Origin of the sequence: Salifodinibacter halophilus (genome assembly GCA_012999515.1) — a bacterium.
Classification (GTDB): Bacteria; Pseudomonadota; Gammaproteobacteria; order Nevskiales; family Salinisphaeraceae; genus Salifodinibacter; species Salifodinibacter halophilus.
The window spans coordinates 1179930-1204405 of sequence record JABEEB010000001.1; the positions used below are offsets into that span (position 1 = coordinate 1179930).

The 24476-nt window shown below is 58.5% G+C and carries 23 protein-coding genes and 2 pseudogenes; 19 read left to right on the forward strand and 6 right to left on the reverse strand.

Going from position 1 to position 24476, the window contains the following annotated elements; all coding sequences use genetic code 11:
* Nucleotides 1-70: 70 nt before the first annotated feature.
* Both HKX41_05260 and rfaD read left to right on the forward strand, forming a co-directional pair.
* Nucleotides 71-3409, forward strand: a complete 3339-nt coding sequence (locus HKX41_05260; GenBank protein ID NNC23563.1) for a peptidase S41 — start codon at nucleotides 71-73, stop codon at nucleotides 3407-3409.
* Between the two features lie 398 nt (nucleotides 3410-3807).
* A pseudogene (gene rfaD, locus HKX41_05265) lies at nucleotides 3808-4762 on the forward strand (ADP-glyceromanno-heptose 6-epimerase).
* 74 nt (nucleotides 4763-4836) lie between these two features.
* On the opposite strand, the gene HKX41_05270 reads toward rfaD, so the two are convergent.
* Complete coding sequence (locus HKX41_05270; protein ID NNC23564.1) at nucleotides 4837-5715, reverse strand: glycerophosphodiester phosphodiesterase; 879 nt, start codon at nucleotides 5713-5715, stop codon at nucleotides 4837-4839.
* A gap of 150 nt (nucleotides 5716-5865) precedes the next feature.
* Nucleotides 5866-7173 carry a DUF1479 domain-containing protein gene (locus HKX41_05275; protein ID NNC23565.1) on the reverse strand — a complete coding sequence of 436 codons (1308 nt, stop codon included), beginning with the start codon at nucleotides 7171-7173 and terminating at the stop codon, nucleotides 5866-5868.
* Nucleotides 7174-7466: 293 nt separating this feature from the next.
* Here HKX41_05275 and HKX41_05280 point away from each other — a divergent pair, with 293 nt between their 5' ends.
* From HKX41_05280 to HKX41_05300, 5 genes are all read left to right on the forward strand, one after another.
* Nucleotides 7467-7832 (forward strand): cupredoxin domain-containing protein, encoded by a 366-nt coding sequence (locus HKX41_05280; protein ID NNC23566.1) that lies wholly within the window; start codon nucleotides 7467-7469, stop codon nucleotides 7830-7832.
* 44 nt (nucleotides 7833-7876) lie between these two features.
* Entirely contained in the window at nucleotides 7877-8716 is an 840-nt protein-coding gene (locus HKX41_05285) for an iron permease (protein NNC23567.1), read from the forward strand.
* 24 nt (nucleotides 8717-8740) lie between these two features.
* Nucleotides 8741-10198 (forward strand): 4Fe-4S binding protein, encoded by a 1458-nt coding sequence (locus HKX41_05290; protein NNC23568.1) that lies wholly within the window; start codon nucleotides 8741-8743, stop codon nucleotides 10196-10198.
* A gap of 61 nt (nucleotides 10199-10259) precedes the next feature.
* Nucleotides 10260-10805 carry an iron transporter gene (locus tag HKX41_05295; protein ID NNC23569.1) on the forward strand — a complete coding sequence of 182 codons (546 nt, stop codon included), beginning with the start codon at nucleotides 10260-10262 and terminating at the stop codon, nucleotides 10803-10805.
* 634 nt (nucleotides 10806-11439) lie between these two features.
* Nucleotides 11440-11958, forward strand: coding sequence for a class IV adenylate cyclase (locus HKX41_05300; protein ID NNC23570.1), 519 nt, complete (start codon nucleotides 11440-11442; stop codon nucleotides 11956-11958).
* Between the two features lie 339 nt (nucleotides 11959-12297).
* Here the strand turns inward: HKX41_05300 and HKX41_05305 are convergent, their stop codons facing one another.
* Nucleotides 12298-12792 carry a MarR family transcriptional regulator gene (locus HKX41_05305; GenBank protein NNC23571.1) on the reverse strand — a complete coding sequence of 165 codons (495 nt, stop codon included), beginning with the start codon at nucleotides 12790-12792 and terminating at the stop codon, nucleotides 12298-12300.
* Nucleotides 12793-12869: 77 nt separating this feature from the next.
* On the opposite strand from HKX41_05305, the gene HKX41_05310 reads away from it, so the two are divergent.
* Together HKX41_05310 and HKX41_05315 are read left to right on the forward strand one after the other, a co-directional pair.
* Nucleotides 12870-13823 carry a DMT family transporter gene (locus tag HKX41_05310; GenBank protein ID NNC23572.1) on the forward strand — a complete coding sequence of 318 codons (954 nt, stop codon included), beginning with the start codon at nucleotides 12870-12872 and terminating at the stop codon, nucleotides 13821-13823.
* A 2-nt stretch (nucleotides 13824-13825) separates the two neighbouring features.
* Nucleotides 13826-14005, forward strand: a pseudogene (locus HKX41_05315) (NAD(P)H-dependent oxidoreductase).
* Nucleotides 14006-14045: 40 nt separating this feature from the next.
* Here the strand turns inward: HKX41_05315 and HKX41_05320 are convergent.
* Nucleotides 14046-14333 carry a GTP cyclohydrolase gene (locus HKX41_05320; GenBank protein ID NNC23573.1) on the reverse strand — a complete coding sequence of 96 codons (288 nt, stop codon included), beginning with the start codon at nucleotides 14331-14333 and terminating at the stop codon, nucleotides 14046-14048.
* A 186-nt stretch (nucleotides 14334-14519) separates the two neighbouring features.
* Here HKX41_05320 and HKX41_05325 point away from each other — a divergent pair, with 186 nt between their 5' ends.
* The 7 genes from HKX41_05325 to HKX41_05355 all read left to right on the forward strand — a co-directional run bounded on the left by HKX41_05325 (nucleotide 14520) and on the right by HKX41_05355 (nucleotide 19775).
* Nucleotides 14520-14732, forward strand: coding sequence for a hypothetical protein (locus HKX41_05325; protein ID NNC23574.1), 213 nt, complete (start codon nucleotides 14520-14522; stop codon nucleotides 14730-14732).
* A gap of 129 nt (nucleotides 14733-14861) precedes the next feature.
* On the forward strand, nucleotides 14862-15929 hold the full coding sequence (locus HKX41_05330; GenBank protein NNC23575.1) for an ABC transporter substrate-binding protein: 1068 nt from the start codon (nucleotides 14862-14864) through the stop codon (nucleotides 15927-15929).
* Complete coding sequence (locus HKX41_05335; protein NNC23576.1) at nucleotides 15929-16714, forward strand: ABC transporter ATP-binding protein; 786 nt, start codon at nucleotides 15929-15931, stop codon at nucleotides 16712-16714. The genes HKX41_05330 and HKX41_05335 overlap by 1 nt, the downstream gene beginning before the upstream one ends.
* Nucleotides 16715-16737: 23 nt before the next feature.
* Nucleotides 16738-17475 (forward strand): ABC transporter permease, encoded by a 738-nt coding sequence (locus tag HKX41_05340; GenBank protein NNC23577.1) that lies wholly within the window; start codon nucleotides 16738-16740, stop codon nucleotides 17473-17475.
* Nucleotides 17472-17885 (forward strand): hypothetical protein, encoded by a 414-nt coding sequence (locus HKX41_05345; GenBank protein ID NNC23578.1) that lies wholly within the window; start codon nucleotides 17472-17474, stop codon nucleotides 17883-17885. Before HKX41_05340 ends, HKX41_05345 begins: the two co-directional genes overlap by 4 nt.
* Nucleotides 17882-18220: a sulfur reduction protein DsrE gene (locus HKX41_05350; protein ID NNC23579.1), complete on the forward strand. Its 339-nt coding sequence runs from the start codon at nucleotides 17882-17884 to the stop codon at nucleotides 18218-18220. The genes HKX41_05345 and HKX41_05350 overlap by 4 nt, the downstream gene beginning before the upstream one ends.
* A 379-nt stretch (nucleotides 18221-18599) precedes the next feature.
* A complete protein-coding gene (locus tag HKX41_05355; protein ID NNC23580.1) occupies nucleotides 18600-19775 on the forward strand; it encodes an NAD(P)/FAD-dependent oxidoreductase in 1176 nt (391 codons plus the stop codon).
* A 221-nt stretch (nucleotides 19776-19996) separates the two neighbouring features.
* On the opposite strand, the gene pdxY is transcribed toward HKX41_05355, so the two are convergent.
* On the reverse strand, nucleotides 19997-20857 hold the full coding sequence (gene pdxY / locus HKX41_05360; GenBank protein ID NNC23581.1) for a pyridoxal kinase: 861 nt from the start codon (nucleotides 20855-20857) through the stop codon (nucleotides 19997-19999).
* Between the two features lie 409 nt (nucleotides 20858-21266).
* Between pdxY and purM the strand changes: the two genes are divergently transcribed.
* The 3 genes from purM to HKX41_05375 are packed head-to-tail and all read left to right on the forward strand — an operon-like array spanning nucleotide 21267 to nucleotide 23714.
* Nucleotides 21267-22307, forward strand: coding sequence for a phosphoribosylformylglycinamidine cyclo-ligase (gene purM, locus HKX41_05365; GenBank protein ID NNC23582.1), 1041 nt, complete (start codon nucleotides 21267-21269; stop codon nucleotides 22305-22307).
* A 5-nt stretch (nucleotides 22308-22312) separates the two neighbouring features.
* The gene (locus HKX41_05370; protein NNC23583.1) at nucleotides 22313-22972 is read left to right on the forward strand and encodes a phosphoribosylglycinamide formyltransferase; all 660 of its coding nucleotides are present in this window, start codon (nucleotides 22313-22315) and stop codon (nucleotides 22970-22972) included.
* Nucleotides 22950-23714, forward strand: a complete 765-nt coding sequence (locus HKX41_05375; protein ID NNC23584.1) for a DUF3108 domain-containing protein — start codon at nucleotides 22950-22952, stop codon at nucleotides 23712-23714. The genes HKX41_05370 and HKX41_05375 overlap by 23 nt, the downstream gene beginning before the upstream one ends.
* A gap of 75 nt (nucleotides 23715-23789) precedes the next feature.
* Here HKX41_05375 and HKX41_05380 read toward each other — a convergent pair whose 3' ends face one another.
* Complete coding sequence (locus tag HKX41_05380) at nucleotides 23790-24356, reverse strand: dCTP deaminase (protein NNC23585.1); 567 nt, start codon at nucleotides 24354-24356, stop codon at nucleotides 23790-23792.
* Nucleotides 24357-24476: the final 120 nt, after the last annotated feature.

A 24476-nucleotide genomic window follows, 5' to 3' on the forward strand; every position in this document is an offset into this window, starting at 1 on the left:
AGGTAAAGTTTCAGAGGCCAAGCGAAAAAACCAGGGTGCCTCAGAGCACCCGAATAATAAGGTCGATACTATGCCGCCACTCACATTGGCCGCCACCACATGGCGTGCCAGCTTGATCCTATTCACCTTGCTGGTGATGGCCACCCCTTGGTTAACAGCTGAAGCCGCGACCGCCTATTACCGCTCACCCAGCCTCTCGGGCCAGACCCTGGCCTTTGTGGCTGAAAGCGATATCTGGCTGGCCCACCTGGATGATCTACAAGCGCGGCGTCTGACCAGTACCGACGGCGAAGAGCAAACTCCCTTCGTCTCCCCCGACGGCCAACAGGTCGCCTTCGTGGCCCAAGCCGATGGGCCAGAAGAAGTCTATGTCATGCCTGCCTCGGGCGGGGTGCCACAACGTCTTACCTTTGAACAAGCCAGAGTACGGCTGCGGGGCTGGACCCCGGATGGCAACCTGCTGTATGCCACGACCGGTGGCGTTGGTCCCGATGGACAATGGCAGCTACGCACAATAAATCCCGAAACTCGCGCCACCCAAGATATCCCGCTGCAGGACGCTTTGTCGGGTGCCTTCAATGAAGATGCGAGTCGCTTGTATTTCACCCGCTTCGGACTGGGTACGAGCGGTGACCACATGCGACTCTATCGCGGCGGTGCCATGGGACAGCTCTGGGCCTATGACATGGGGTCCCAGCAGGAGGCGAGGCGCATCAAAACCTCCGGATCGGTGAGTGCACCGATGGCTTATCAGGACCAGCTAATATTTTTAAGCGATGCCGATGGGCACCCCAACCTATGGCAGGCGTCAACAGACGGTAGCCAACGCAAACAACTCACTCATTTTACGGACTTCCCGGTTCAGCAACCCACGGAAAATGACGGTCGGATCGTGTTTCAACACGGCGCCGATATCGGCTTGCTCAATCTGGAAAGTGGCCAGCTACGTACGCTCAAACCCCAGCTATCGTCTGATTTTCGGCGACGCCAACCGCGCTGGATTGATCAGCCGATGGACTATCTCCAGTACTGGGCGCCCTCGGGCAACGGCCAACGTGCAGTCGTCACGGCCAGGGGCCATGTCGCGACACTCGGTACTGACGCCGCTCGGCTGATCAACATCGCCCCGCAACACAAAGGGAATCGCCTGCGTAGCGCCGTTGCAGGCCCCAAGGGCCAATGGATCTATGCCATCAGCGATGCCACCGGCGAGCAGGAGATCTGGCGCTACCCGACCGATGGCTCGAAGGAAGCAAAAGCCCTCACAAGTGATGGCCAGAGCATGCGCTGGAGCATCTCCCTATCGCCAGACGGCCAATGGTTGGCACATGATGATAACCAAGGCCAGTTGTGGCTACTCAATACCCAAAGTGGCAAAAACCGAGTCATCTATAAGCAAGGAATCGGCCGCAAGTCACTCACCAAGAATGGGCAAGACATTACTTGGTCAACAGACAGTCGCTATCTGGCATTCGCCCCCCAGGCACGTAGCGATGACCGCCGCCGCATAGTGCTCTATGACGTTACCGAAGACCGATTGGAGACGGTGACTAGCGATCGTTACAACAGCTATTCACCGGCCTTCTCCCCCAGCGGTGATTGGCTGTATTTCTTGTCCGATCGGCACTTTTCTCCTGATCCCGAGTCACCCTGGGGTGACCGCAATCTAGGCCCGGATTTCAAGAACCGCAGCAATATCTATGCCCTGGCGTTGACCAATCAGGCGCATTTCCCTTTTGCGCCACCAACCGAATTGGAGACGCCCACCGATGCGGCGGCCTCAAACGATAAAACGGACGATGGCTCCTCATCCGGCGATGATGAAAAGACGAAAAAATCCGCCGACAAATCGAACCCGGTTGACTGGTCCAATCTCGCCTCACGCCTGTGGCGAGTGCCAGTACCACCTAGCGATTATAAGGCGCTCAGTGCGACCGAAGAGCGACTGTTCGTCCTTCGATCAAAGTCAGATAATAATGAACTGACCATGATCGATTTATCGCCTCAACCCGAGGTCACGAACTTCGCCGACGATATTGCCGGCTACCGGCTGTCCTACGACCGTCAGCACCTACTGTTGGCACGTGGCGATGGCCAAGACCTTCGCATCGTCCCAGCCGATAAGACGGGCGCCAAAGAAATACCTGATAGCAAAGTGCGTACGGCGGATTGGGCGTTTCAGATTGACCCCATGAATGAATGGCGCTCAATGTTCAATGATACGTGGCTAATGCATCGTAGCGCCTTCTTCGACCCCGACATGCGCGGCGCCAACTGGGAAGAAGTACGCCAAACTTATCGCCAATTACTGCCGCGCTTGGCCGATCGTCGCGATCTCAGCGACCTGATCGGCCAGATGAAAGCTGAATTATCAGCGATGCACTCTTTTGTCTATGGTGGCGATACCAATGATCGCGACAACGTCGAGGGCGCCTCACTAGGGGCACGACTTACAAAAACCCAGGACGGCATTCGCATATCGCATATCTATCGCACCGACCCGGAATTGCCGAGCCGGGCCGCGCCACTTGCCCGCCCCGGCGTCGATGCCCGCAACGGCGACCTACTCCTGGCTCTCAATGGCCAGCCTCTCTCCAACCTGGAAGATCTATATCAGGCGCTACGCAATCAGGTCGGGGAGCAGGTGTTATTAAAGCTCTCACGTGATGGCGACGTCCATAAAACAGTGGCAACGCCTGTCGATCTGGGTACCGATTCTAAGCTGCGTTATCGTGATTGGGTGAGCAGTAATGAAGCGCACGTGGACAAACGCAGCCACGGGCAAATCGGTTACCTGCACCTATATGCCATGGGCGCTGACGATATCGCCCAGTTTGTGCGCGACTTCCAAGCCCAATACCACAAAGACGGGCTGATCATTGATGTTCGACGTAACCGCGGTGGCAGCATCGACAGTTGGGTTATCAACCAACTAATGCGGCGCAGCTGGGCGTTTTGGGATTCACCCGGCCAAAAACCGGAGGTGAATATGCAGCAATCGTTCCGCGGCCATATGGTCGTGCTTACCGATCCTATGACGTATTCCGACGGTGAGACCTTCGCAGCTGGCATCAAGGAACTGGGCATCGCCCCTGTAATTGGTCAGCGCACGGCGGGAGCTGGTGTCTGGCTAAGCAGTAGTCATACCCTGGCTGACGGTGGCCATGCCTCGATCGCCGAGTTTCCCCAGTTCGCAGCTGACGATGGCCGCTGGCTAATCGAAGGGCGTGGCGTGACCCCGGATATTGCCGTAGAAAACAAGCCACATGCCAGTTTCGAAGGCCAGGATGCCCAACTGAATAAAGCTATCGACTATCTGCAAAAACAGCTCGATGAGCATCCGATTAAACCGCTCGAATCACAACCAATCCCTCCGATTGAGGATGCCAATTTGCGATCCGAGCCATAAAGATACGGGACCCGGCCACAAGGCCGGGTCCCGTCGTTTCGCCTCCTCCTCCGGGGCATCTCGCGCTCCGGGGGACTAGTCGTCGCACCCGAGAGCAACACCCAGGGTTTCAGGTTTCCCGAGTTTCCGGGGACAGTATACCGAATTCGGCATTTAACGCCGAAAACATCGCTGAAAACACAGCAAAACCTTAATGGATGCCCCACCGTTTGTGGGTATTACGGACTAATCCGCACCTGGCTGCATTGCTCGGCGCCAACGGGCATACCCAGCGGCAGGCCTATACGGTCGCCGCTATGAGCGATCACTGCCTCCTTATCTATATGCCACGCTAGAGAGCCTGATCTACGCTCAGCCAACAGTACCAGGCAGCCAATACAAACGATGGAAATTAAACGATGATCATCGTAACCGGTGGAGCCGGGTTTATCGGCAGCAACATCATTGCCGGCCTTAACGCCCGGGGTGTACGCGATATTCTAGTTGTCGATGATTTGAGCGATGGCCGCAAATGTCTGAATCTGGCCGATCTGGATTTCGCCGATTATCTGGCATACGACGATCTACTGACGCGGGTGGAAACCGAACCAACGGTCGCCGACCGCGAGATTACAGCGGTTTCCACCAGGGCGCTTGCTCGGACACCACTGAGCAGGATGGCCGCTACGTCATGGATCGCAATTTCCGATATTCCAAGAGTCTGTATCGCTGGTGCCAATGCCACGGCATTGCCTTCATCTATGCGTCATCAGCCGCGGTCTATGGCATGGGCCCGAATTTTGTCGAGCAGCGCAGTGCCGAACGGCCGCTCAATGCCTATGCATTTTCCAAGTTTGCATTTGACCAGTACGTGCGTACCGAGACACCGACCGCAACCAACCAAGTTGCGGGATTGCGCTATTTCAATGTCTACGGCCCGCGCGAGGCTCACAAAGGCAAGATGGCCAGCGTCGCCCGACATTTCTCACGCCAGATAGATAACTCCGGCTTTTGTCAGCTATTCGAGAGCTCCGATGGCTATAACGCCGGCGAACAGCGGCGCGACTTCGTCCATGTCGACGATGTGGTCGCCGTCAATCTGTGGCTTCTCGACCATCCCGGGGTATCTTCAACTGCGGCACCGGGACAGCTCAGTCGTTTAACGACGTCGCCAATGCCGTAATCGCCTGGCACGGACAGGGCGACAAGAGCTATATCAATTTCCCGGAATCACTTATCGGACGATACCAAAGTTACACCCAGGCCGATATAAGCGCTTTGCGTGCCGCCGGATATAGCCAGCCGTTCCTGCCGGTGGAACAGGGCGTGCCGCGGTATCTGGACTGGTTATCTGAAAATAACCGCGGCAACTAACCTGTCTCGCCAGACGATATCAGCGGGGCCCCGGAAACAAAGTACCGGGACAGCCCTGCTGCGACGCCCCGGCGCTAATCGCTCCGGTTGTCCCTCACCGTCGCGAGCCGGTCGGGGAAATTCGTGAAGATGCCGTCCACGCCCCAGTCCATGAGGCGATTCATTACAGTCTCGTCGTTGATGGTATAGACGTGCACGAACAGATCCGCCTCGTGCGCTTTGTGCACGAATGTTGACGAGATTACCTCGCGGCCACTTTTGTTGACATAATTCGTGCCGATACCGTCGGCATACTCGCCGATGGCCTCAAAGTCGCCGCCCTCTGTCTCGGACGAGTACCACACAAGCCGAACGAGCGGGATATCCGAATTGAGTGCGTGCAGCCGCTTCAAACTATCCGACCGGAAGGACTGCAGCACGACCCGATTTTGAGCAATCAAATCGTGCGACTCGAGGATCTCGACGAGCTTTTTCTCGACGCCCGGGTATAGCTGCGGCGACTTCGTTTCGATGTAGTATTTTTCATCCGCGCCGAAGTGCTCGATGATCTCGTCGAGCGTAAGGAGCTTCGCCCCCGCGTAGGCGTCATCGGCCCGATCCGGATGCTTGCGATTGAACCACGAGCCAGCATCAAGCTCCTTGAGCTGGGCCAGTGTGTGCTCGCCGAGTTTGCCCTCACCATCAGTTGTTCTGTCGATAGTCGTATCGTGGGTGGCGACGAGATGCCCATCGCTCGTCATTTGGACGTCAAGCTCCAGGTAGTCCGCCCCGGCCTGCACAGCCTGTTCGAACGCCTGCATGGTCTCCTCCGGTGCATGACCACTAGCGCCACGGTGCGCGATATTCGCGAACGTGGATAGGTCGGCCGCGGGACTGGCGCCACCGGCAGCAGGTATGGCAACCAGAATCACCAGCATGGCGGTCGCAAACCATCGGACTGGGTTAATCAACATGGCGGGGCTCCCTGACTTTTTATTAATAAATCCCGATCGAGCGCGATCGTATAGCACGGTCTACGCTAACTCAAAACCATCCTAGCCTACGGCGATAACTGCCACGACGTGATCGGCGCAATCCGGGCCGGCAATTGTACAAATGTCTGGCTAACCCGAGTTATATATCGCATCTCCGGACCTATTCCCGGCACCTCCAAGGCACAAACCTTGCCGGCCGATATCGTTTAGCTCGTCTTCGGTGAAGCGGTTCGACCAGTTCGCCTCATAGTGCTCCGCCGGAAAGTCATCGGGCGAGTTGCCCTCGCGGAAAGCTTTGGCGATACGTGTAGCGTAGGCAGCGTTCTTGTCGCACATCGGCGCGCAAGGGATGTACATGACGTTGCCCCACCCCTGCTGGTTTTCGACCGGCGCGACCGAGTGGATCATGTCACAGTGCCACCACACCGAGTCGCCGGCCGACAAGTCGGGAATGCTCGACAAAGCCCGCGTTAACAGTGGGTGCCAAGTGTCGTTAATGGGGAGCGCACGCCGAGGTGTGGCACCGCACAAAGAGTTTTCGGGCACATCGTCAAGCAGCGGCCGAAGCAGCACATAAGCCATCGCTGATGGGATTGGCACGGTGTGCAACACGCCTTGATCGCGCTGCATATCCGACAGCGCAGTCCAACCCTGGAATGTGCGAAAGGCCGAACACATCGTGGAACTTTCGTATTCGTGGACATCTGTGCGCCAAGCACCGTCCCACGGGTCGTATTGATCGAAATCGCCATTGAAAATGTGGCGAAATACCTTTTGGTAGCCGGGGTGCAACCAGCGCTCGATGGCACCGCCGTCAGTGTGCGCGCCCAGCCCACCGGAATTGGTTCCTGGTGGTCGGCGCCGCACGCGGTCCGGATAGAGACTGTCCTGATGGGGATCAAACCAGTCCCGCCCTTCTTCGGATCTATATTTCCATAGCTGGTTCATGAACGACTGTACCGTCGCCATGCGCGGGTCCTGGCGCGCTTCCATCTGTGGGCGTGACCAAAAAACGGGGAAGATCTGCGGACGTGTGGCATCCAGCCCGCCAAAAAAATCGTCGGCCGGGCCCTGATACTGGCTGTCAAAGCCATTGGTATCGACGTATTCGACGAGTTGTCGATCCCATTCACGCGCCTGTTCATGCTCAAAGTGGCCACGTATGACTGCGCAGCCACGGCGCCGGATATAATCGATCTGCTCCGAATCCACACGGCCTGCGGCGAGATCCGCGTAGTCGACGATCGGCCAAACTTCCTCGCCGCGAGCACGTGTTGCCTCGATATTTTCAACCTCTTCCGCCACAAAATCGGAGACACGCGCGAAGGCATCGTCGACGTCGCCAATCCGTGCGCGAAGTTCGCGCTTGAGTTCGACAATACGGCCTTCGAGATTATCCGGCAGCGTGGCATCAAAAACCGACAACGGAGCGTTCATCATGGTGGCCACCTATTGATGTTAATCCGGGGGCAGGATACCCCCTCGGCCTCTCACTATGGCTACCAAGTACACAGCCAACTGAGCGCGAATCGGCAACGTTTTATTCATTGAATCTTGCGTCGCAAACTGCGATTCCGCTGCCATTGGTCGCAGCACGACTTCCCGGCCGCTCGGAACGCTATGGCGTTTGGTGAACCGTATTGAACCCGCTTATCGCCGAGACTGGTTGGCCGAGCGATACCCGGTATGCTAATTTTCGCCAGCAAATAAGAATAATTATCATTAATCCTATGCCCCGCCAACGATGTGCCGCAAGGCTACCTGTTCGCCGCGTATTCGCAGGCTTGTTGCTTGTGTGGCTTATTAGCTGTGTCACCCCGGCGATCGCTGCAGACACGGCGGCCGCACAGCTCAAGATTACCGCCGATGGATTCAGCCCCGCCCATCTAACGATTGCGGCCGACAAGCGGGTCAAGATCATGGTGCACAACAAGACTTCACGACCGGCAGAGTTCGAAAGCTATGATTTCACTGCCGAGAAAGTCGTGCCCGGCGGAACCCATGTCCCGGTTTACATCGGCCCGCTAAAACCTGGGGAATACAAATTCTTTAACGATTTCGCATCAGACGTAAGCGGCCGGATCACGGTCCGGTAAATACGGGGCTACGGGTCGTACGGCCCGGTTTTCAGGAGTCGCTCATGCTGGCCACCGCTATTATTGTTTTTCGTGAAGTGCTCGAAGCAGCACTCGTGATCTCTATCGTGCTAGCTGCCGCCAAGGGTGTGGCCGGACGGGGTCGCTGGGTCAGCCTGGGCGTGCTACTGGGGATCGCCGGGGCCTGCGTGGTGGCCACCTTCGCCGGCACTATCGCGGGCGCGGTGGAAGGTCGTGGCCAGGAATTTCTCAATGCCGGCATTCTGTTGGCCGCTGCCGCCATGCTGGGCTGGCACAACATCTGGATGAGCCAGCATGGCAAGGAACTGGCACGCGACATGAAAGCCGTGGGGCATGACGTGGCCAGCGGTATCAAACCCTTATCCGTGCTCATGATCGTGGTCATGGTGGCAGTGCTTAGAGAAGGCTCGGAGACAGTTCTGTTCGGCTATGGCATCTACGCCAGCGGCGCTGGCGCGGCCACTATGCTGGGCGGTGCGGCCTTAGGCGTAAGCGGCGGCTTGTTGGCGGGAGTGCTGCTGTATAAAGGCCTGTTGCGTATTCCGACTCGCTATCTGTTTACCGTCACGGGTTGGATGATTCTCCTGCTGGCCGCCGGTATGGCAGCCGATGCAGCCGGTTTTCTGGCCCAGGCAGGCGTTCTACCCGCGCTCGGCAATTCAATCTGGGACACGTCCTGGCTGCTAACCGAGCACTCGTTGGTCGGGCGCATCCTGCATATTCTGATTGGCTACACGCAGCGGCCTTCAGGCATCCAGTTGCTCTTTTATATAGCGGCATTGGCACTCATTGGCGGCATGATGTTGTGGATCAATCGCCGTAAGACGCCATCCAACGCCGATACGCGCCGGGCTACGGCCTAGGCGCGACGCCTGCGGTTGCCAACCATGTCGAATGCGTCCAATCGGCTGCAGCAGATCGGGATCCACGTCGAGGGGCCCAACGGCAGCCAACGTCAACGACAGCAAAGCCCTTGGGCCAAGCGTATCGAAGCTTTTGTGGTGCGACACCGCGATTTGCTGGGCGGCATTCAGGTCGCCATGTTCATCATCTTTCTGTGCCTGATGATTGGGCCACTGTTTCTGCCGCTGCCGCATCAGGGCGAATATTTCTATAACAACTTCACCGTCTTTGCGAACTTCATCATCTGGGGACTTTGGTTTCCGTTGGTGTTCGTATCGGTGATTTTCTCGGGACGCAGCTGGTGCGGCGTACTCTGCCCGCTGGGTGCCAGTTCGGAATGGGCCAACCGGGTCGGCCTCAAGCGACCGGTGCCGCGCTGGGTTCGCTGGCAAGGCACGCCAATCATCAGTTTCATCATCATCACCGTGCTGGCTCAGACCGTCAGCGCGCGTGACTATGCGACGGGCATCGCGGAGGTCTTCGGCTTGACCTTTGTGTGCGCGATCGCGTTGGGGCTTGTCTACGGCCGCGGTGCCAGCAAACGTGCCTGGTGCCGGCATATGTGTCCGATCGGACTGATGCTGGGCGTGTTCTCACGTATCGGCGCCATTCAGCTCGCGCCCAAGCTACCGCGCGGCGATAACGATGCGTATGCCGAGAAGGGCGTTTGCCCGACCATGATCGATATCAATCGCAAGACTGAGTCGCGCCACTGTATCGAGTGCTTTCGCTGCGTGAACCCGGATGCGCGTGGCGGCTTGAAGATGTTGTTCCGGCGCCCGGGCACCGAAGTCGAGCAGATCCGCGAACATAACCCTAATGCAGCCGAAATCTGGTTTCTATTTCTGGCAACAGGACTGTCGCTAGGCGGTTTTCTGTGGCTCGTGCTGCCGCTGTATCAGACCCTGCGCCAAAGCGTCGGCGAATGGGCAATCAACCATGGCTGGTTCTGGATCGGCACGTCCGGGCCAGCCTGGCTAATGTCGATTCATCCGGCCGGCCACGAAGTGTTCAGTTGGCTGGATTTCTTCATGATCGTCGGCTTCATGGGCGGCTGTGCCATCGGCCTGACAATCGCACTAACGTTTACCACCGCGATATCCAGTTGGGTGTCGGGTCGCCTGGGGGGAGATCTGGATTGGCGTTCGCGCCTGGTTGAACTGGCCTATGCCTATATGCCGGTGGCCATGCTGTCATTGGTGATCGGGCTCGGCGGCAAACTGTTCGAAGCGCTCACCCTGATCGGTGTTCCAGGCGCAATGGTCGCCAGTATCAAGTTGGTGTTGTTTGGGCTGAGTGTGCTTTGGAGCTTACAACTGGGATATCGATTGCTGGGTCGACAGGCACTCAGTGGCCTTCGGCGACTGCTCGCCTTGGTGCCCATGGTTGCGGGCATTGGTCTAATCGGCATTGCCTGGAGTCCCGCACTTTTCAGCATGTGATGTCCGCTAAGCCTTTTGGCTTCATTGAGTCGTAAGTAAGTTTCAATAAAGGAGAAATATAATGAAACGCATAGCACCTCTAGCTGTAGGCACAGCGCTGATCGGCGCCACGGCGCTTGCATCGGCACCGGCGATGGCGGCCGAACATTCGATCGGCGACCCCCTGGTGACCAACGGCCTGATCATCAGCCCGGTATTTCTGCAAGCTGTAGATATGTCGGGTGAGCAATCAGGAATGAATAGCAGCGAGGCCGATATACACTTTGAAGCCGATATCCATGCCGACTCGGATGAAAAACACGGCTTTGACCCGGGCGCCTGGATTCCCTACCTGACGGTCAGCTATAAACTGACCAAAAAAGATTCCGACTGGTCGTCCGCAGGTGGTCTCATGCCCATGGTGGCGAGTGACGGCCCGCACTACGGAGCCAATGTTGAGCTGGACGGCCCCGGTAAATATACGGTCCAACTCCGCATCCTGCCTCCGTCGCACAACGGATTCTCTCGTCATACCACCAAGGACACGGGGGTCCCAGCCTGGTGGAGCCCGATTACCCATACCTGGAAATTCACGTATGTGGGCGTGGGCAAAAAAGGCGGCTACTAACCAAATCGCGCCGTATATGCCCCGAAAGCTCCAGCCGGCACACCGGCTGGAGCCATAAAATGGATCGGGGCCATCCCAAGCAGTCCATCGCGCGGGGCAGCGGGTGGCAAAATCCGGGGACAGTATATTTAATTCCACGGTTCCGATCCGGAAACACCAAGACTGCTCACTTACGATCCAAGAATCCGCCACAGAGCATCGTTCATTACGTTTACCGATATAGCTCCGCCGTGAAGTACGCGAGCACATCCGCATCGAGCCGAATCGCAGTAACGACTTTAGCCGCGGTGGCCACGCTTGAGGCGTCGGCGCCAGCTCGAGACCGCCCTAGCCTATAGCGACAACTGTCACGACTTTATCGAGACGGTCCGGTCCCGCCAATGCCGGACACCCCGCCGAAACAAACGGCATACCTCCGAAGCCGTCGGCGAAAACTGCGCCGAGTAGAGACAAACCAGCGGAGCCGGTGACCGAGCAAGTGTTAGCGACGTTAACGGCGGATGCGTCCAGAGCCATTGGTTCAATTCATCGGCGATGGCTGCCGCGTCCGGGTCGAGCATTTGAGACCGCGATCGACTAATAGGAGATATACACTGCCTCTAGACCTTCGGGCAAACAGATCAACAAGGTTTCTATGGCGCGAAACATTGAAATCAAAGCTTGGTCAGCCGATTGGGCTGAGCAATCTCGCGTAGCCGCCCGTATTGCTGACGGCCCGCCTGTGCTGATCGCACAAACCGACACCTTCTTCCATGCAAGACAAGGACGACTCAAACTCAGAGAGTTTGCGGATGGATCCGGGGAGTTAATTCAATACCAAAGAGCCGATTCGGCAGGCCCTGAATTATCAAGTTACATCCGGTCTCCGACGCCCGACCCTCAATCCCTCAAGGAATCGTTATCGGCCGCGCTCGGTGTTCAAGCCGTCGTGCAGAAAAACCGCACGCTCTATACAGTAGATCAAACGCGGATACATCTGGACGAAGTATCGAATTTAGGGCGGTTTATCGAGCTTGAAGTGGTTCTTCGCTCTGATCAAACAGAAGACGACGGCGAGTCTGTTGCGGCGGCGTTAATGGCCCAGATTGGCATCCAGCAGGCTGATTTAATCACTGGTGCCTATGTCGACTTAATCGCTCGTGGCGTCGATTGACCAACAAGGCGCTGCCGCCGACGTCACAACCGCTCCGCGGTTTCATCCCGACTAAGCCAATACCCGTCGCCTGAACGCCGCCGATTCACGGATCCGCATCCACCGCGACCAAGGTGTGACGGCAGAATCAACCCGCCCGCTCGTTACTGTCCGTCGGCGAGAGCTCCGTTAATCCGGGGACAGTATATAAAATTCAATATTTAGTACTGAATACGGCACCGGAGATACAAATCAGTATACTGTCCCCGAATTCGCAAAGCCCCCGTCTGCGACACTTTCGAGTAGTCGCGATATCGTCGCCCATCACCGTCCGGTTCGATCCGGGCGGTGATCGCGCAGCTAGACGTCGGTATCCAGGCCACTCATCAGCTTGGTCAGTAGCGCATTCAGCGTTCGCTGCTCCTCTTGGTTTAGCGGGGAAAGCGCGCGGGCCTCGTTGTCCACATGTGGCGCGATGGTGTCGTTCACGAGGTCGAGTCCTTCTTCCGTCAGCGTGACCAGCATGCTGCGGCGATCAGCCGGGTTGGGACGGCGCGCGATCAAGCCGGCCTTTTCCAGCCGGTCGAGCTGGTTGGTCATGCCCCCCGAGGAAAACATCAGCACCTTGAACAACTGGGTCGGCGTCAGGGCGTAGGGCTTGCCGGCGCGACGCAGAGTGGCCAGCACGTCGAACTCCCTCGGTTGCAGACCGCGCTCGCTGAAGAATGGCTCCAGATAATCATGGGAGATATGGCGGCTGATGGCTCCCAGGCGGGCGGTCAACTCCATGGGAAGCAGCTCGAGATCGGGACACTCCCGACGCCACTGATCGATCGCGACACTGACTCTGTCCATATGCCTTGCTATCCATTTATCTTGATATCAAGATTCTTTGTGTCATGATACACGACGATGAGATAGCGGAGTACAGAATGGCGAATGTACCCACGGGACACAAGGCTGACGTCGCCAAGGCCCTGGGCTGCCTGTTGCTGGCCGGCACTCTGATGGCTCTGTCACTGAGTGTGGCCAAGTTAGCCGACGCGGCGGACCTGCCACGCCTCTCTTTCCTGATGGTGACCATGGCCGGGGCGAGCCTCGCGCAATTGCTGCTGTCGTTGCCGAAAAGAGCGCACTGGCGGCTCGATCGACGCGTCATCGAGTATGCGCTGGTGTCCGGAATCCTGTTGGCTCTGCCCAATGCACTCGGCTTTCTGGCAGTACGTCACGTGGGGGCTGGGTTCGTCTCATTGAGCCTCGCCTTTCCGATACTGATGACCTGGCTGCTGGCGGTTTTGCTGCGCATGGAGTCGCTGCGCTGGGATCGGCTGGGCGGCGTGTTGCTGGGACTTACCGGCGGCGTCGTTCTGGCACTGTCCAAGGCCAGCGTCGGCGGCGGCCATCTGGGCTGGTCGCTGTTGATTCTGCTGCTGCCCCTGACGCTGGCTCTGGGCAACATCTATCGGACATGGCGCTGGCCGGATGGCGTGCCGCTTGCCTTCCTCACGGCTCTAGTGCTGGCGGGTGCTGCCCTCGGCCTGTTACCGGTCGCGTTCGGCACCGAAACGGGGCGGATTGGTGAGCTATTCGCTGCGCCTGCCGCGGTAGGGCTGCTGTTGGTCGAAATAGGTATATTCACCGTCCTGTATCTGTTCTTCTTTATTCTGCAACGACTGGCCGGACCGGTATACCTGAGCCAAATCGGTACCGTCGCCGCCGTCATGGGCACGGCCATCGCCGTACTCTTTCTGGGGGAGTCGGCACCGCCCAACCTGGCCATCGCCGGTGGTCTGGTCATTGCCGGCACCCTGGTTTTCCAGCGTGCGGCCTGGCGCGCTGCACAAGCCTCGTCACCTTCTACCGTTAGTCGAGCCAAGAAGCCCTGAGCATGTTGCATGCTGCCCTGAACCAGCGATACGCCACCAAACGCATGAATGGCCATCGTGTACCCGAGGCCACGGTCGAACGCATCCTGGACGCGGCGCATCTGGCTCCCTCGCCCTATGGGTTGCAACCGTACTCGGTCGTGGTGGTCGAGACACCGGAGCTGCGCGAACGCTGCCAGCCGACGGGATCGAGGGACAGGATCGAGGGACAGTATATAAAACTCAATATTTAGTACTGAGCACGGCATCGTATTTATTCGGTAGAAACTCGGTCACTCGATAGTCCGCCAGTTCATGCTGATAGAAAGGGTCTTTCTTCAAGACCCTTTCTATCTTATTTCTGCTGAGTTTTCCGCTGGCAATGATGATGCCGCCGTCTCTGGGATTCTTGGGCCCTGATACCAGAAAGGCACCTCGGCCATACTGATCATCCAGGAAGTCACGGTGGGGCTGTAGCTGCGCCTCGATATTCTCGAACGGGTTGGTGTAGGTAAGTTCTACGATATACATAAAGTGCTTACCCTTTGGGGTCCGGGGATAGCATACTAAATTCAACATCTAGCACTGACTGGAACGGTGGCGAAAGATAAATCAACATACTGTTTGCTCGACTCTTCGAATCCTGCTTTCTTGCCACCTTCTCGTTATTATTGCCTTTTCTATCTTTGGCTTTGTAAAGCCACCGAGGCCTGAACAATGTCGGATGTCATCACTCAATCGGTGATTACCTGCCCGGAATGCAGCCACACGAAAGCAGAGTTTATGCCAACGGATGCCTGCCGATATTTTTACCAATGCGAGGCATGTGAGTGCCTGCTTCGTCCCAAGCCGGGAGACTGTTGCGTGTTCTGTTCTTACAGCTCTGTCGATTGCCCGCCGGTACAGGAGGGAAAATCGTGTGGCGAGTAGTCGTATAACGAGACCGGATCCACTAGGCCGCCGGCATGGAATGCAATAATATTGAAATGCTATATCGTTCTTTATGTGCGGCTTTGAACGAGCATATACTGAATTATATTCGAGCCGGGGAGATGGGCTGTGAGCGATTGCTGTAACAACTCGACTGTCGGTCAGGGCACGGAAGATGCACTGTTCATCAGCCGCGGCGTGAGTCGGCGTGCGCTACTCAAGCGCATGGGCAGTGTTGCCGGCGCCGCCGCGCTGGCGGGCCTTCCCGCCTGCAGTAGCGGGGGTGGTGAAACCGTTAAGCTAGCTTTCTGCAGCCAATTGCTGTGCGTGGCGCCGTACGAGGCCACTCGCGCCGCTGGTTTCTTCGCCGAAGAAGGGCTCGACGTGCAGTTAGTCTATAGCCGCGGCGGCAGCGCAGCGGTACAGGCGCTCAATGCGGGCGGCGTCGACTACGCTGCCACCTCGTTCGACGCAGCCCTTAACGCGTTCGCCAACGGCGCGAATGTCATGCGCTTTGCCACCACCGGGCGACTGCCGTTATTCGCGCTCGCAACCGGGCCACACACCGCTGACGGCATCCGTAGCATCGACGATCTCAAAGGCAAGACCGTCGGCGTGGCCCAGCTCGGCAATTCCGACCACGCTTTGATGCTGTATCTGCTGGAGCAAAATGGCATCGACTCCGACAGCGTCAACTTTGCCATTCTCGGCCCCAATCTCTATGACGCTCTGCGTCTGGGGCAAGTGGATGCCGGCATGGTGCAAGAGCCGGGGTTGACCCTGCTGCAACGCGAGGGTGCCCGGGTCCTAGTCAACCTGATGACCACCGAGGACGCTAAACGCTATCTGGGCGGCGCTTACGAATTCATGGGCGTTGCCGTACGGCCGGACGAGGCCGAACAACGCCGTGAGCAGATGCAAAAAATTGGGCGTGCGCTCACCGCCGGCATGGAATACATGCAACAAGCGCCGATCGAGGACATTATCGACGCCCTGCCCGATGAACTAGTCGCGGGCGGCGATATGGAAGTGCTTGCCAAGGCGCTGGCGGAATATCGCGCATCGCTGTACCCGTCGAGCGTACAGATCTCTCGGGACGCCTGCGACAGCGTGATGAAAGCGCATCTGCTCGCCGACATCCAGAAAGAACCCGTCAATATGGACCAACTACTCAACCAGTCCGTGCTCGGCGCCTAATGCTGAGTATTTCCAACCTTGCGCTGGCGTACGGCAACGCCGAACCAGTGCTCGAAAACGTCGACCTCGAAGTCCCCCAAGGCGAATTCATCAGCCTAGTCGGCCCGTCCGGCTGTGGCAAAAGCACACTGCTACGGGCCGTCATGGGACTGCAGGCACCCCACGGCGGGCACGCCGAGTTGGATATTCCAGCGCATGAGGTGGGCATTCTGTTTCAGGACGACGCCCTGCTTCCCTGGCGCACCGCATGCGAAAACGTCGCCCTCGGGCTGCGCATCCACGGTACCGATAAGCGCGCGGCGCGAGCGCAGGCGAACGAGTGGCTCGCCGCTGTCGGCCTCGCCCAGCTGGCGCACCGCTACCCGCGCGAACTCTCCGGTGGCCAGCGCAAGCGCGTTGCCATCGCCCAGGTGCTCGCACTGCGACCCAAACTGTTACTGATGGACGAGCCCTTTGCATCGCTGGACGCCATCGTGCGCCACTACCTGACCGAAGATCTCCTCAAATGGGTGGAAGGGGAAGGCCTGACCGTACTCATGGTGACCCACGATCTGGAAGAAGCGGTCAGCGTATCCGACCGCGTGGTGCTGCTCGGAAACGGCCCGCGCGCCCACGTCAAATGCCGTTTCGAGGTCCCCATCGCCCGGCCACGCGACCCGATGCGAGCACGCGAACACCCCGAATTCATACCATTGCTCGAGCGTCTTTGGGACGCACTTTCGGAAGAAGTGCATGCGCGACCTAACGGCGCAGACAACAAACCCGATCCGGAGGCGGCGCGATGATCACGCCGCGCTTGGGCGTTTTTCTGCGACGGACTGTCGCATTGATCGCGGTATTGGTGCTTTGGGAACTGGCCGCCGGCCCGCTAGGCTGGGTCGACCCGTTTTATCTGCCACCGCCGTCCGATATCGGCGCCACGCTGGCGGACCTGTTTGCCGGCGGCGACATCTACCAGCACTTGGCAAGCACATTCGGCGCCGCGCTGGCAGGCCTGGCACTGGGCGTGTTCATCGGTGCCTTGTTCGGCTTCAGCGCCGCACTCGTGCCCGTTTTGGCCGAGTTACTGGAACCTGTGATGGTGCTGCTTAATGCAATCCCGCGCGTAATCCTCGCCCCGCTTTTCATCATCTGGCTGGGCATCGGCATGGGATCCAAGATTGCGCTCTCGTTTATTCTCGTAGTGGTGCTAACCTTCTTCTCAGTCTACAACGGCATCCGCGAGGTCGATGTCCGCCTAGTCGAGCGTGTGCGTACGCTCGGCGGCGGCTCCTGGATGGTGTTGCGCGAGGTTTACATCCCATCGGTCGTGTCGTGGGTGATGAGCAACCTCAAGGTGGCCGTCGGCTTCGCATTTACCGGCGCCGTAGTGGGCGAATTCGTGGCCTCCACCCGCGGGCTGGGCTACCTGCTGTCCTTCGCTCAGACCACCTACAACGCCTCGCTGAGCATGGCGCTGATCTTCATGGTCGTGGTTGTGGTGATGCTGCTGTTCTCGGCCGCCGGCTGGCTGGAACGCCGCCTGCTGCGCTGGAAATACCGATGAGCAACTGCTGCTCGCCGAGCCACGAGCGAAAGCAACTGTCGGTACACAGTTGCTTCGAGCGCGGGCGAACCACACGGGGATTGCCACCGCTGGCCATTGCCGGCGAACGCGTAACCACCTCATATGGTTTATGGGCCGCTTTCTCCCTGCGCCTGGAAGCAGACAGCCTGTGTGAGATCCGCTTCACCGCCAGCACCTGCACTACGCTCATTGCGTATTGCCAAGCGCTGGTCGAATTGATCCAGGGACGAAGGCGCGACGAAGCACGTGAATCGGGAAGTCGATTCCTGATTGACCGCCTGCCGGGTGTACCCATGGCTAAGCACGATCGTGCGACATTGGCCGCGGCAGCTTTCCAAGCCGCACTTGCGGCAACTAATAAACCACCCGAAACGGGAGAAACTAAATGAAAGTCGCCTACCTCTTCGCCACACAGAAGCACACGGTTTCATACGTGCTCGGCCGCATGATCCTGCCGCAACTCGAAGAAGCACGTCATGGTGTCGAGGTCGTAGGGATGTTCTTTTTCGAGGACAACAACTACGTGTTATTGGACGGCAACCCGATTGGCGAACGTCTAAAAAAAGTCGCCGATACCCAGGGCATCCAGCTGATGGGTTGCGACCAGTGCTGCTACGAACGTGAAATCGCCGACCAACTCATGGACGGCGTTCCGATTGGCTGTTTCCCGGACCTCTACGGCGCGCTCGCCGGCAACATGCCAGACCAGGTCATCACGCTCTAAAGCATTCCTTACGGGTCGGCAGAGTATATTCCACCCATGCTGATTTGCCAGCATCCGTGGTATCACTCTTGCCGCCCCGGCTTGGTGACGCCCGCCGGCCACACGAACCGCCTCACCCGCGGCGATTGGCCGGCGTCGGCTCGTCCGGCAGGCGAAGCCAAGGGAATTCACGCTTGTTGTGCGCCAAACACCCTGATCCCGCATCGCTAAACACGCGTCAGAATGACCGAATCGGGCGAGCTCTGGTGTCCGACCGTAAAAGCATAGGACAAACCTAACGACCACGAATCCCATTTCACCGCCGGCGCCACCGCGTACGGTCAATCCGGCTCCGTGTTCGCCTATAATGGTGCGTTTGCGCGCAGGCGAATCGTTCGACATGAAATGGGATGTGCTGGTCGTGGGCGGTGGTGCCGCCGGGCTGATGTGCGCGCTTGTCGCCGGCCAGCGCGGGCGACGGGTCTGCGTGGTCGAACATACCAAGCGTGTCGGCAAAAAGATCCTGATGTCCGGCGGTGGCCGCTGCAATTTCACCAACTTGGGCGTTACTCCGGAGAGCTTTCTCTCGGCGAATCCGCACTTTGCCAAGTCGGCATTGGCACGCTACACGCCGCAGGATTTCATTGATCTGGTAGACCGACACGGCATCGCCTGGCATGAAAAGGAAAAAGGCCAGCTTTTCTGTGATTCGTCTTCCAAACAGATCGTGCGAATGTTGCTGGACGAATGCCACGCTGCGGGCGTGCACATAACGGTTTCCTGCAGCATCGAAAAGGTTGAACGCCGTGCGGACGGTTTTGCCGTGGACACCACACACGGAGCGGCGGAATGCGAATCGCTGGTGGTGGCCACGGGCGGACTGTCCATTCCACGCATGGGTGCCTCCGGCCTGGGTTACCAACTGGCGCGGCAGTTCGAACACACGATTCAGCCCACGCGCGCAGCACTAGTGCCACTGACGCTCGACGGCCGGCACCTGGCGCGCTATCAGGATCTGGCCGGCATCAGCCTGCCGGATGCGGAAGCACGGGCGAACGGCACCGCCTTCCAAGCCGGCATGCTATTCACCCATGGCGGCTTGAGTGGGCCGGCCATTTTGCAGATTTCCTCGTACTGGCAACCGGGCGACGATTTGCGGCTTAATTTCACGCCAACAGTGGAGCCGGGCTGGTTGTCCGAGCAGGCGCGGGAGCGGCCTGACGTGTCGCTGAAAACTGTCCTAGCAAACACCTTGCCCAAACGTTTGGCGCAGCGTCTATGCGAACTCCGGTTCGCCGAGCACCCCATGCGCCAATACCGTGCGGAGCGGCTACGCGAGATCGAACAAGAACTTTGCGACTGGCCCATCGCCGCCAACGGCACCGAAGGCTATCGCACCGCCGAAGTCACGCTGGGCGGCGTGGATACCGATGGGCTGTCCTCGCGCACGATGGCATCCAAGCACGTGCCCGGGCTTTATTTCATCGGCGAAGTAGTCGACGTAACCGGGTGGCTGGGCGGCTACAACTTTCAGTGGGCCTGGGCATCGGGCCAGGCGGCCGGCGAAGCCGTCTAACGACACGCGCACCAGCCGGTAATTATGGGGTCAATGACTAAGCGCCCCGCTAAATCTGGCGGCACAAGTCCGCCGCGCGATTAGCCCCGCCCTATTCTGCTAAGCGAGCGTAAACGCAACCAGGATGGCATTCAGCGCCCTAGCCTTAGACAGCGCTAACTGGCTGTTGATGGGCGCATAGCGGCAATGAAGACGGCCAAGCGACTGTCGTCCGTATCGCGTCATGCAAACGCGACAGCTTCGAAACGACGCTTCGGTTGCGTCAATCCAGCGCCTAATTGAACCAAGGGCAATTCATACAATTGACGAGCATGCTGCTCCTGGACGGCGGCAAAAACGCCAGAAATCGCAGCCGATAACGCTTGATCCGGCGGTTGATGCTGCAAGCGTGCGCCGGTGTACAAAGCGGTGACCACGTCGCCCGTTCCGACGGGCTGGACCGGTAGACGCGGCGTTTCGACTCGCCACGCCCCATGCTCGGTTACCGCGATGCAATCGAGCGTGTCGGCCTCAGATGCGCCAACGCCAGTTACGACGACCTCACGCGCGCCGCGCTCGATGAGTTGATGAGCAGCCGTCTTGGCCGCATTCGGCGTTCTCGTTGGTAGACCGGTCAGGCGCTCGAGTTCGTAGTCGTTGGGGACGACGAGATTCGCGAGCGGCAAGAGTGTATCCCGGATACCGGCGAAGGTTTCCTGATCGGCGATATCACCAGCCTCCCAACTACCGATGACCGGATCGAGCACATAGGGGCAGTCAGCATTGTCGGCTTTAACCTGCTCGACGAAACGCGCTATCCGGCTTACGGGACCAGCCGCGCCGAGATAACCACTGATGATAGCGCGGGTGCGGCGCGGAGGTTGGCGCTCGAGCAGCGCGTCGAGAAGCACGCCGATCTGCTCCGGATCGATCACATCTCCCGCCATCGACGCATAGCGCGGGGTGTTGCTAAACAAAACAGTCGGCACCGCGCTAACCGGGATGCCGGCAAGCTCGAGCGGTAACATAGCAGCGCTGTTGCCGGCATGGCCAAAGACAAGCTGCGACTGGATCGAAACCACGCTCGGTTCCTGATTGATCATACGACGGCCGGAATTGGTGATTACGCGGTTGTCAGGCTCACGCAGCCTGCTGGAAAAAAGCGCTTAAAACAACGCCACGATTTCACTCAATCAATCCGCCAAATGCCTGAGACGATCCATTCATTAGGACAGTTCGCAGCACAATCCACGACAATTCGAAATCCCAATAAGGGGACAGTATACGAAGTTCAACATGCTGCCCCGCCCAATAAGGGGACAGTATACGAAATTCAACATGCTGCCCCGACCTTTTGCCCAACCTCTCCGTCTTGCCTGTGCCTGATTCGGCGCTCGTAACGATTTCCCCACCAACACCGCATTTCGGCGACACAAAGCTAAGACTCTAAGCCGACGATCCGATTGGCAGTTATAATCGTCGCTCGCCAAGTTGCATTTCTCGGGATTTTTCGTGACTGACGAACAGGGCCTGACCTACGCCGAAGCGGGCGTTGATATCGACGCAGGTAATGAATTAGTTACCCGCATTGGCACGCGCGTCGAGGCGACGCGTCGGCCGGAAGTACTCACCGGACTCGGCGGTTTCGGCGGCTTGTTCGAGCTGCCTGTCGATCGCTACAAGCGACCTGTGCTGGTCTCGGCCACGGACGGCGTCGGCACCAAGCTTCGGCTGGCGATCGAGGCCCAGCGGTATGACACGCTCGGCATCGACCTGGTGGCGATGTGCGCCAACGACGTGCTCGTAACGGGTGGCGAGCCTCTATTCTTCCTGGATTATTACGCAACGGCGCAGCTCGACACGGACGTGGCGGCCGCCGTGATCGACGGCATTGCCGCTGGCTGTGAGCAAGCCGGAGCCGCATTAATCGGCGGCGAAACCGCTGAGATGCCGGGAATGTATCAACCCGGCGATTTCGACCTGGCGGGTTTTTGTGTGGGCGCGGTCGAGCGTGACGCCATCGTCGACGGCAGTAACGTAACCGCAGGTGATGTCGTTATCGGTTTGGCCAGCAGTGGGCCGCACGCCAACGGCTATTCCCTGATCCGGCGCGTCATTGACGAGGCCGGTGCTGACCTAACCGATACACTCGACAATCGGCCGCTTGTCGATCATCTGATGGCACCGACACGCATCTACGCCCACGCGGTACGCCAGCTACAAGCCACTGTATCCATGCACGCCATGGCGCATGTGACCGGCGGCGGCCTGGCCGATAATCTGGCGCGCGTACTGCCGACCGAAGCGGCGGCGCAGATTCACGAAAATCGCTGGGAACGACCGGCCATTTTCGACTGGTTGGCTGAGCACGGCGGAATCAGCGCCGATGAAATGCGGCGCACCTTCAACAACGGCATCGGTTTCTGCGTGGTCGTGCCCGCCGAGCAGAGCGACACGGCTTTGCAAGCATTAGCCAATGCCGGCGAAACGGCACAGGTGATCGGCGAAATCGAGCATCAACGCGCCGACGCACCGTCGGTGTCCATCGGCTGATTCCATTGACCCGGCACGCACGTCTAGCAGTCGTGGCCTCGGGCCGCGGCCGGAACCTGCAAGCGATCCAGCACACGATCGAGCAAGGTGGGCTCGATGCAACGATCGTCGGGGTGTTTTCGAACCGCCGTCGCGCGCCCGCGCTTGCGTTTGCGGCTGACCGCGGGCTTCACCATTTCGCCCTCAAGCCGAAGCGGTTTCACGATCGTGCCGCATTCGACGTGGCACTTGCCGAAGCCGTCGCGGCCGTCGATCCGGACTGGGTCATCCTCGCCGGCTATATGCGGATTCTGACGCCGAAGTTCATCGACCGGTTCTCAGGTCGTCTGGTCAACATCCATCCTTCGCTGCTGCCAGCCTACAAAGGGCTGGATACGCACGCCCGCGCGCTTGCCGCCGGTGAGACCGTCCACGGTGCGAGTGTGCATATCGTTACCGACGAGCTCGACGCCGGGCCTGTCATCCGGCAAGGCTATATCCACACCGCAGACGACGATACACCCGAAACGCTGGGCGAGCGGGTAATGAGTCGCGTTGAACAGCAAATCTATCCGGCCGCGCTCGCTGAACTGAGTAGCGGGCGTGTGGTCTATAGAGACGGCGGCATCATCCGCGACGGCCAGCCGCAAAAGGAAGCACCGAATGACTGCTACGACGCCGATTAGGCGCCTGACAATACATATCGCTTACGGCCTGGCACTTTTCGTGACCACGACCGGAGCCGCACTTGCCAACACCGCCGCGACCACACCCTTCATTGGCCACTTCAAGGTCAGCCGCAGCGGACTCGGTCTCGGCACGGCGAAGTTTCATCTACGGCCCGGCGACAAGCCTGGTTGCTACGTCTACACCGGCCGCGCTGACCCTAATGCACTGGCTAAGATGTTCATCGGCCGCATCACCGAAAAAAGCCGTTTCTGTATGCGCGATGGCCAAATCCGGCCACAGTATTTCAAACACCATATCGACGGCGCGAAAGACGACAGCTTCACGCTGAATTTCGACTGGTCGAAACACGTCGTCCGCTACGAAAACGAGCAAGGCCAGACCCGGACCATGCGTTTCGACGATCAGGTGCTAGATCCGCTATCGCTGCAGATCGCGGCCCGGCGTTGGCTCATGAATGCCCAAGATCCATCCGAACTCGGCACACGCACGTTCACGCTCGTCGACGAAAACAAGATCAAGCCATATCAACTCAAGGTTACGCCTGCGCCCGACATCTCCGTGCCCGCCGGCACGTTCCAGGTGCTCAAGCTCAAGCGGACCAATGACAACCATCCGCTGACCTTCTGGCTGTCGAAAAAGCACGACTGGATCCCGGTCCGCGTTCACAAATCCGCGGGCAGCAGCTCGTACCAGATGGACATCAACAAGTTGATCGTGGACGGCGCAAACGCCGGCTGATTCAAAGCTTCAACGCCTGTTAACAGCGCTTAGCATCCGAGCGTCGCGTCGCCGCCACTCTAGCGGACGCTGCATTCAAGCGCGCGGCAGCGTGACTCCCTGTTGGCCCTGGTATTTGCCACCGCGATCGGCATACGAAGTCTCGCAGACCTCATCGGATTCCAGGAACAACATCTGGGCCACGCCTTCATTGGCGTAGATCTTGGCCGGCAACGTCGTGGTATTCGAGAATTCCAGCGTGACGTGGCCTTCCCACTCCGGTTCGAGCGGTGTGACATTGACGATGATGCCGCAGCGGGCATAAGTCGATTTACCGAGACAGATCGTCAACACATTGCGTGGAATACGGAAATACTCAATGGTCGAAGCCAGTGCAAACGAATTCGGCGGGATGATGCACGTCTCGCCCTCGAAATCCTGGAAACTCCGTGAATCGAACGACTTGGGATCGACCACCGCGGTGTTGATGTTGGTAAATATCTTGAAATACGGCGAACAACGCACGTCGTAGCCGTAGCTCGACACGCCGTAGGACACGATACGTTCACCGGCGGCGTGCTTGATCTGCGACGGCGAAAACGGCTCGATCAAACCGTTGTTTTCGGCCATCCGTCGGATCCAACGGTCGGACTTAATACTCATGAGGGTGTGCCGTGTTCCACTTTGCTAACCGTACAATAGTAAACTGTGCAGGTTAATAGGCCCAGCGCTGAGTGCTTAAAAGCACAGGCGCTGTCCATTCGCGAGTAAATCGTCATCGAC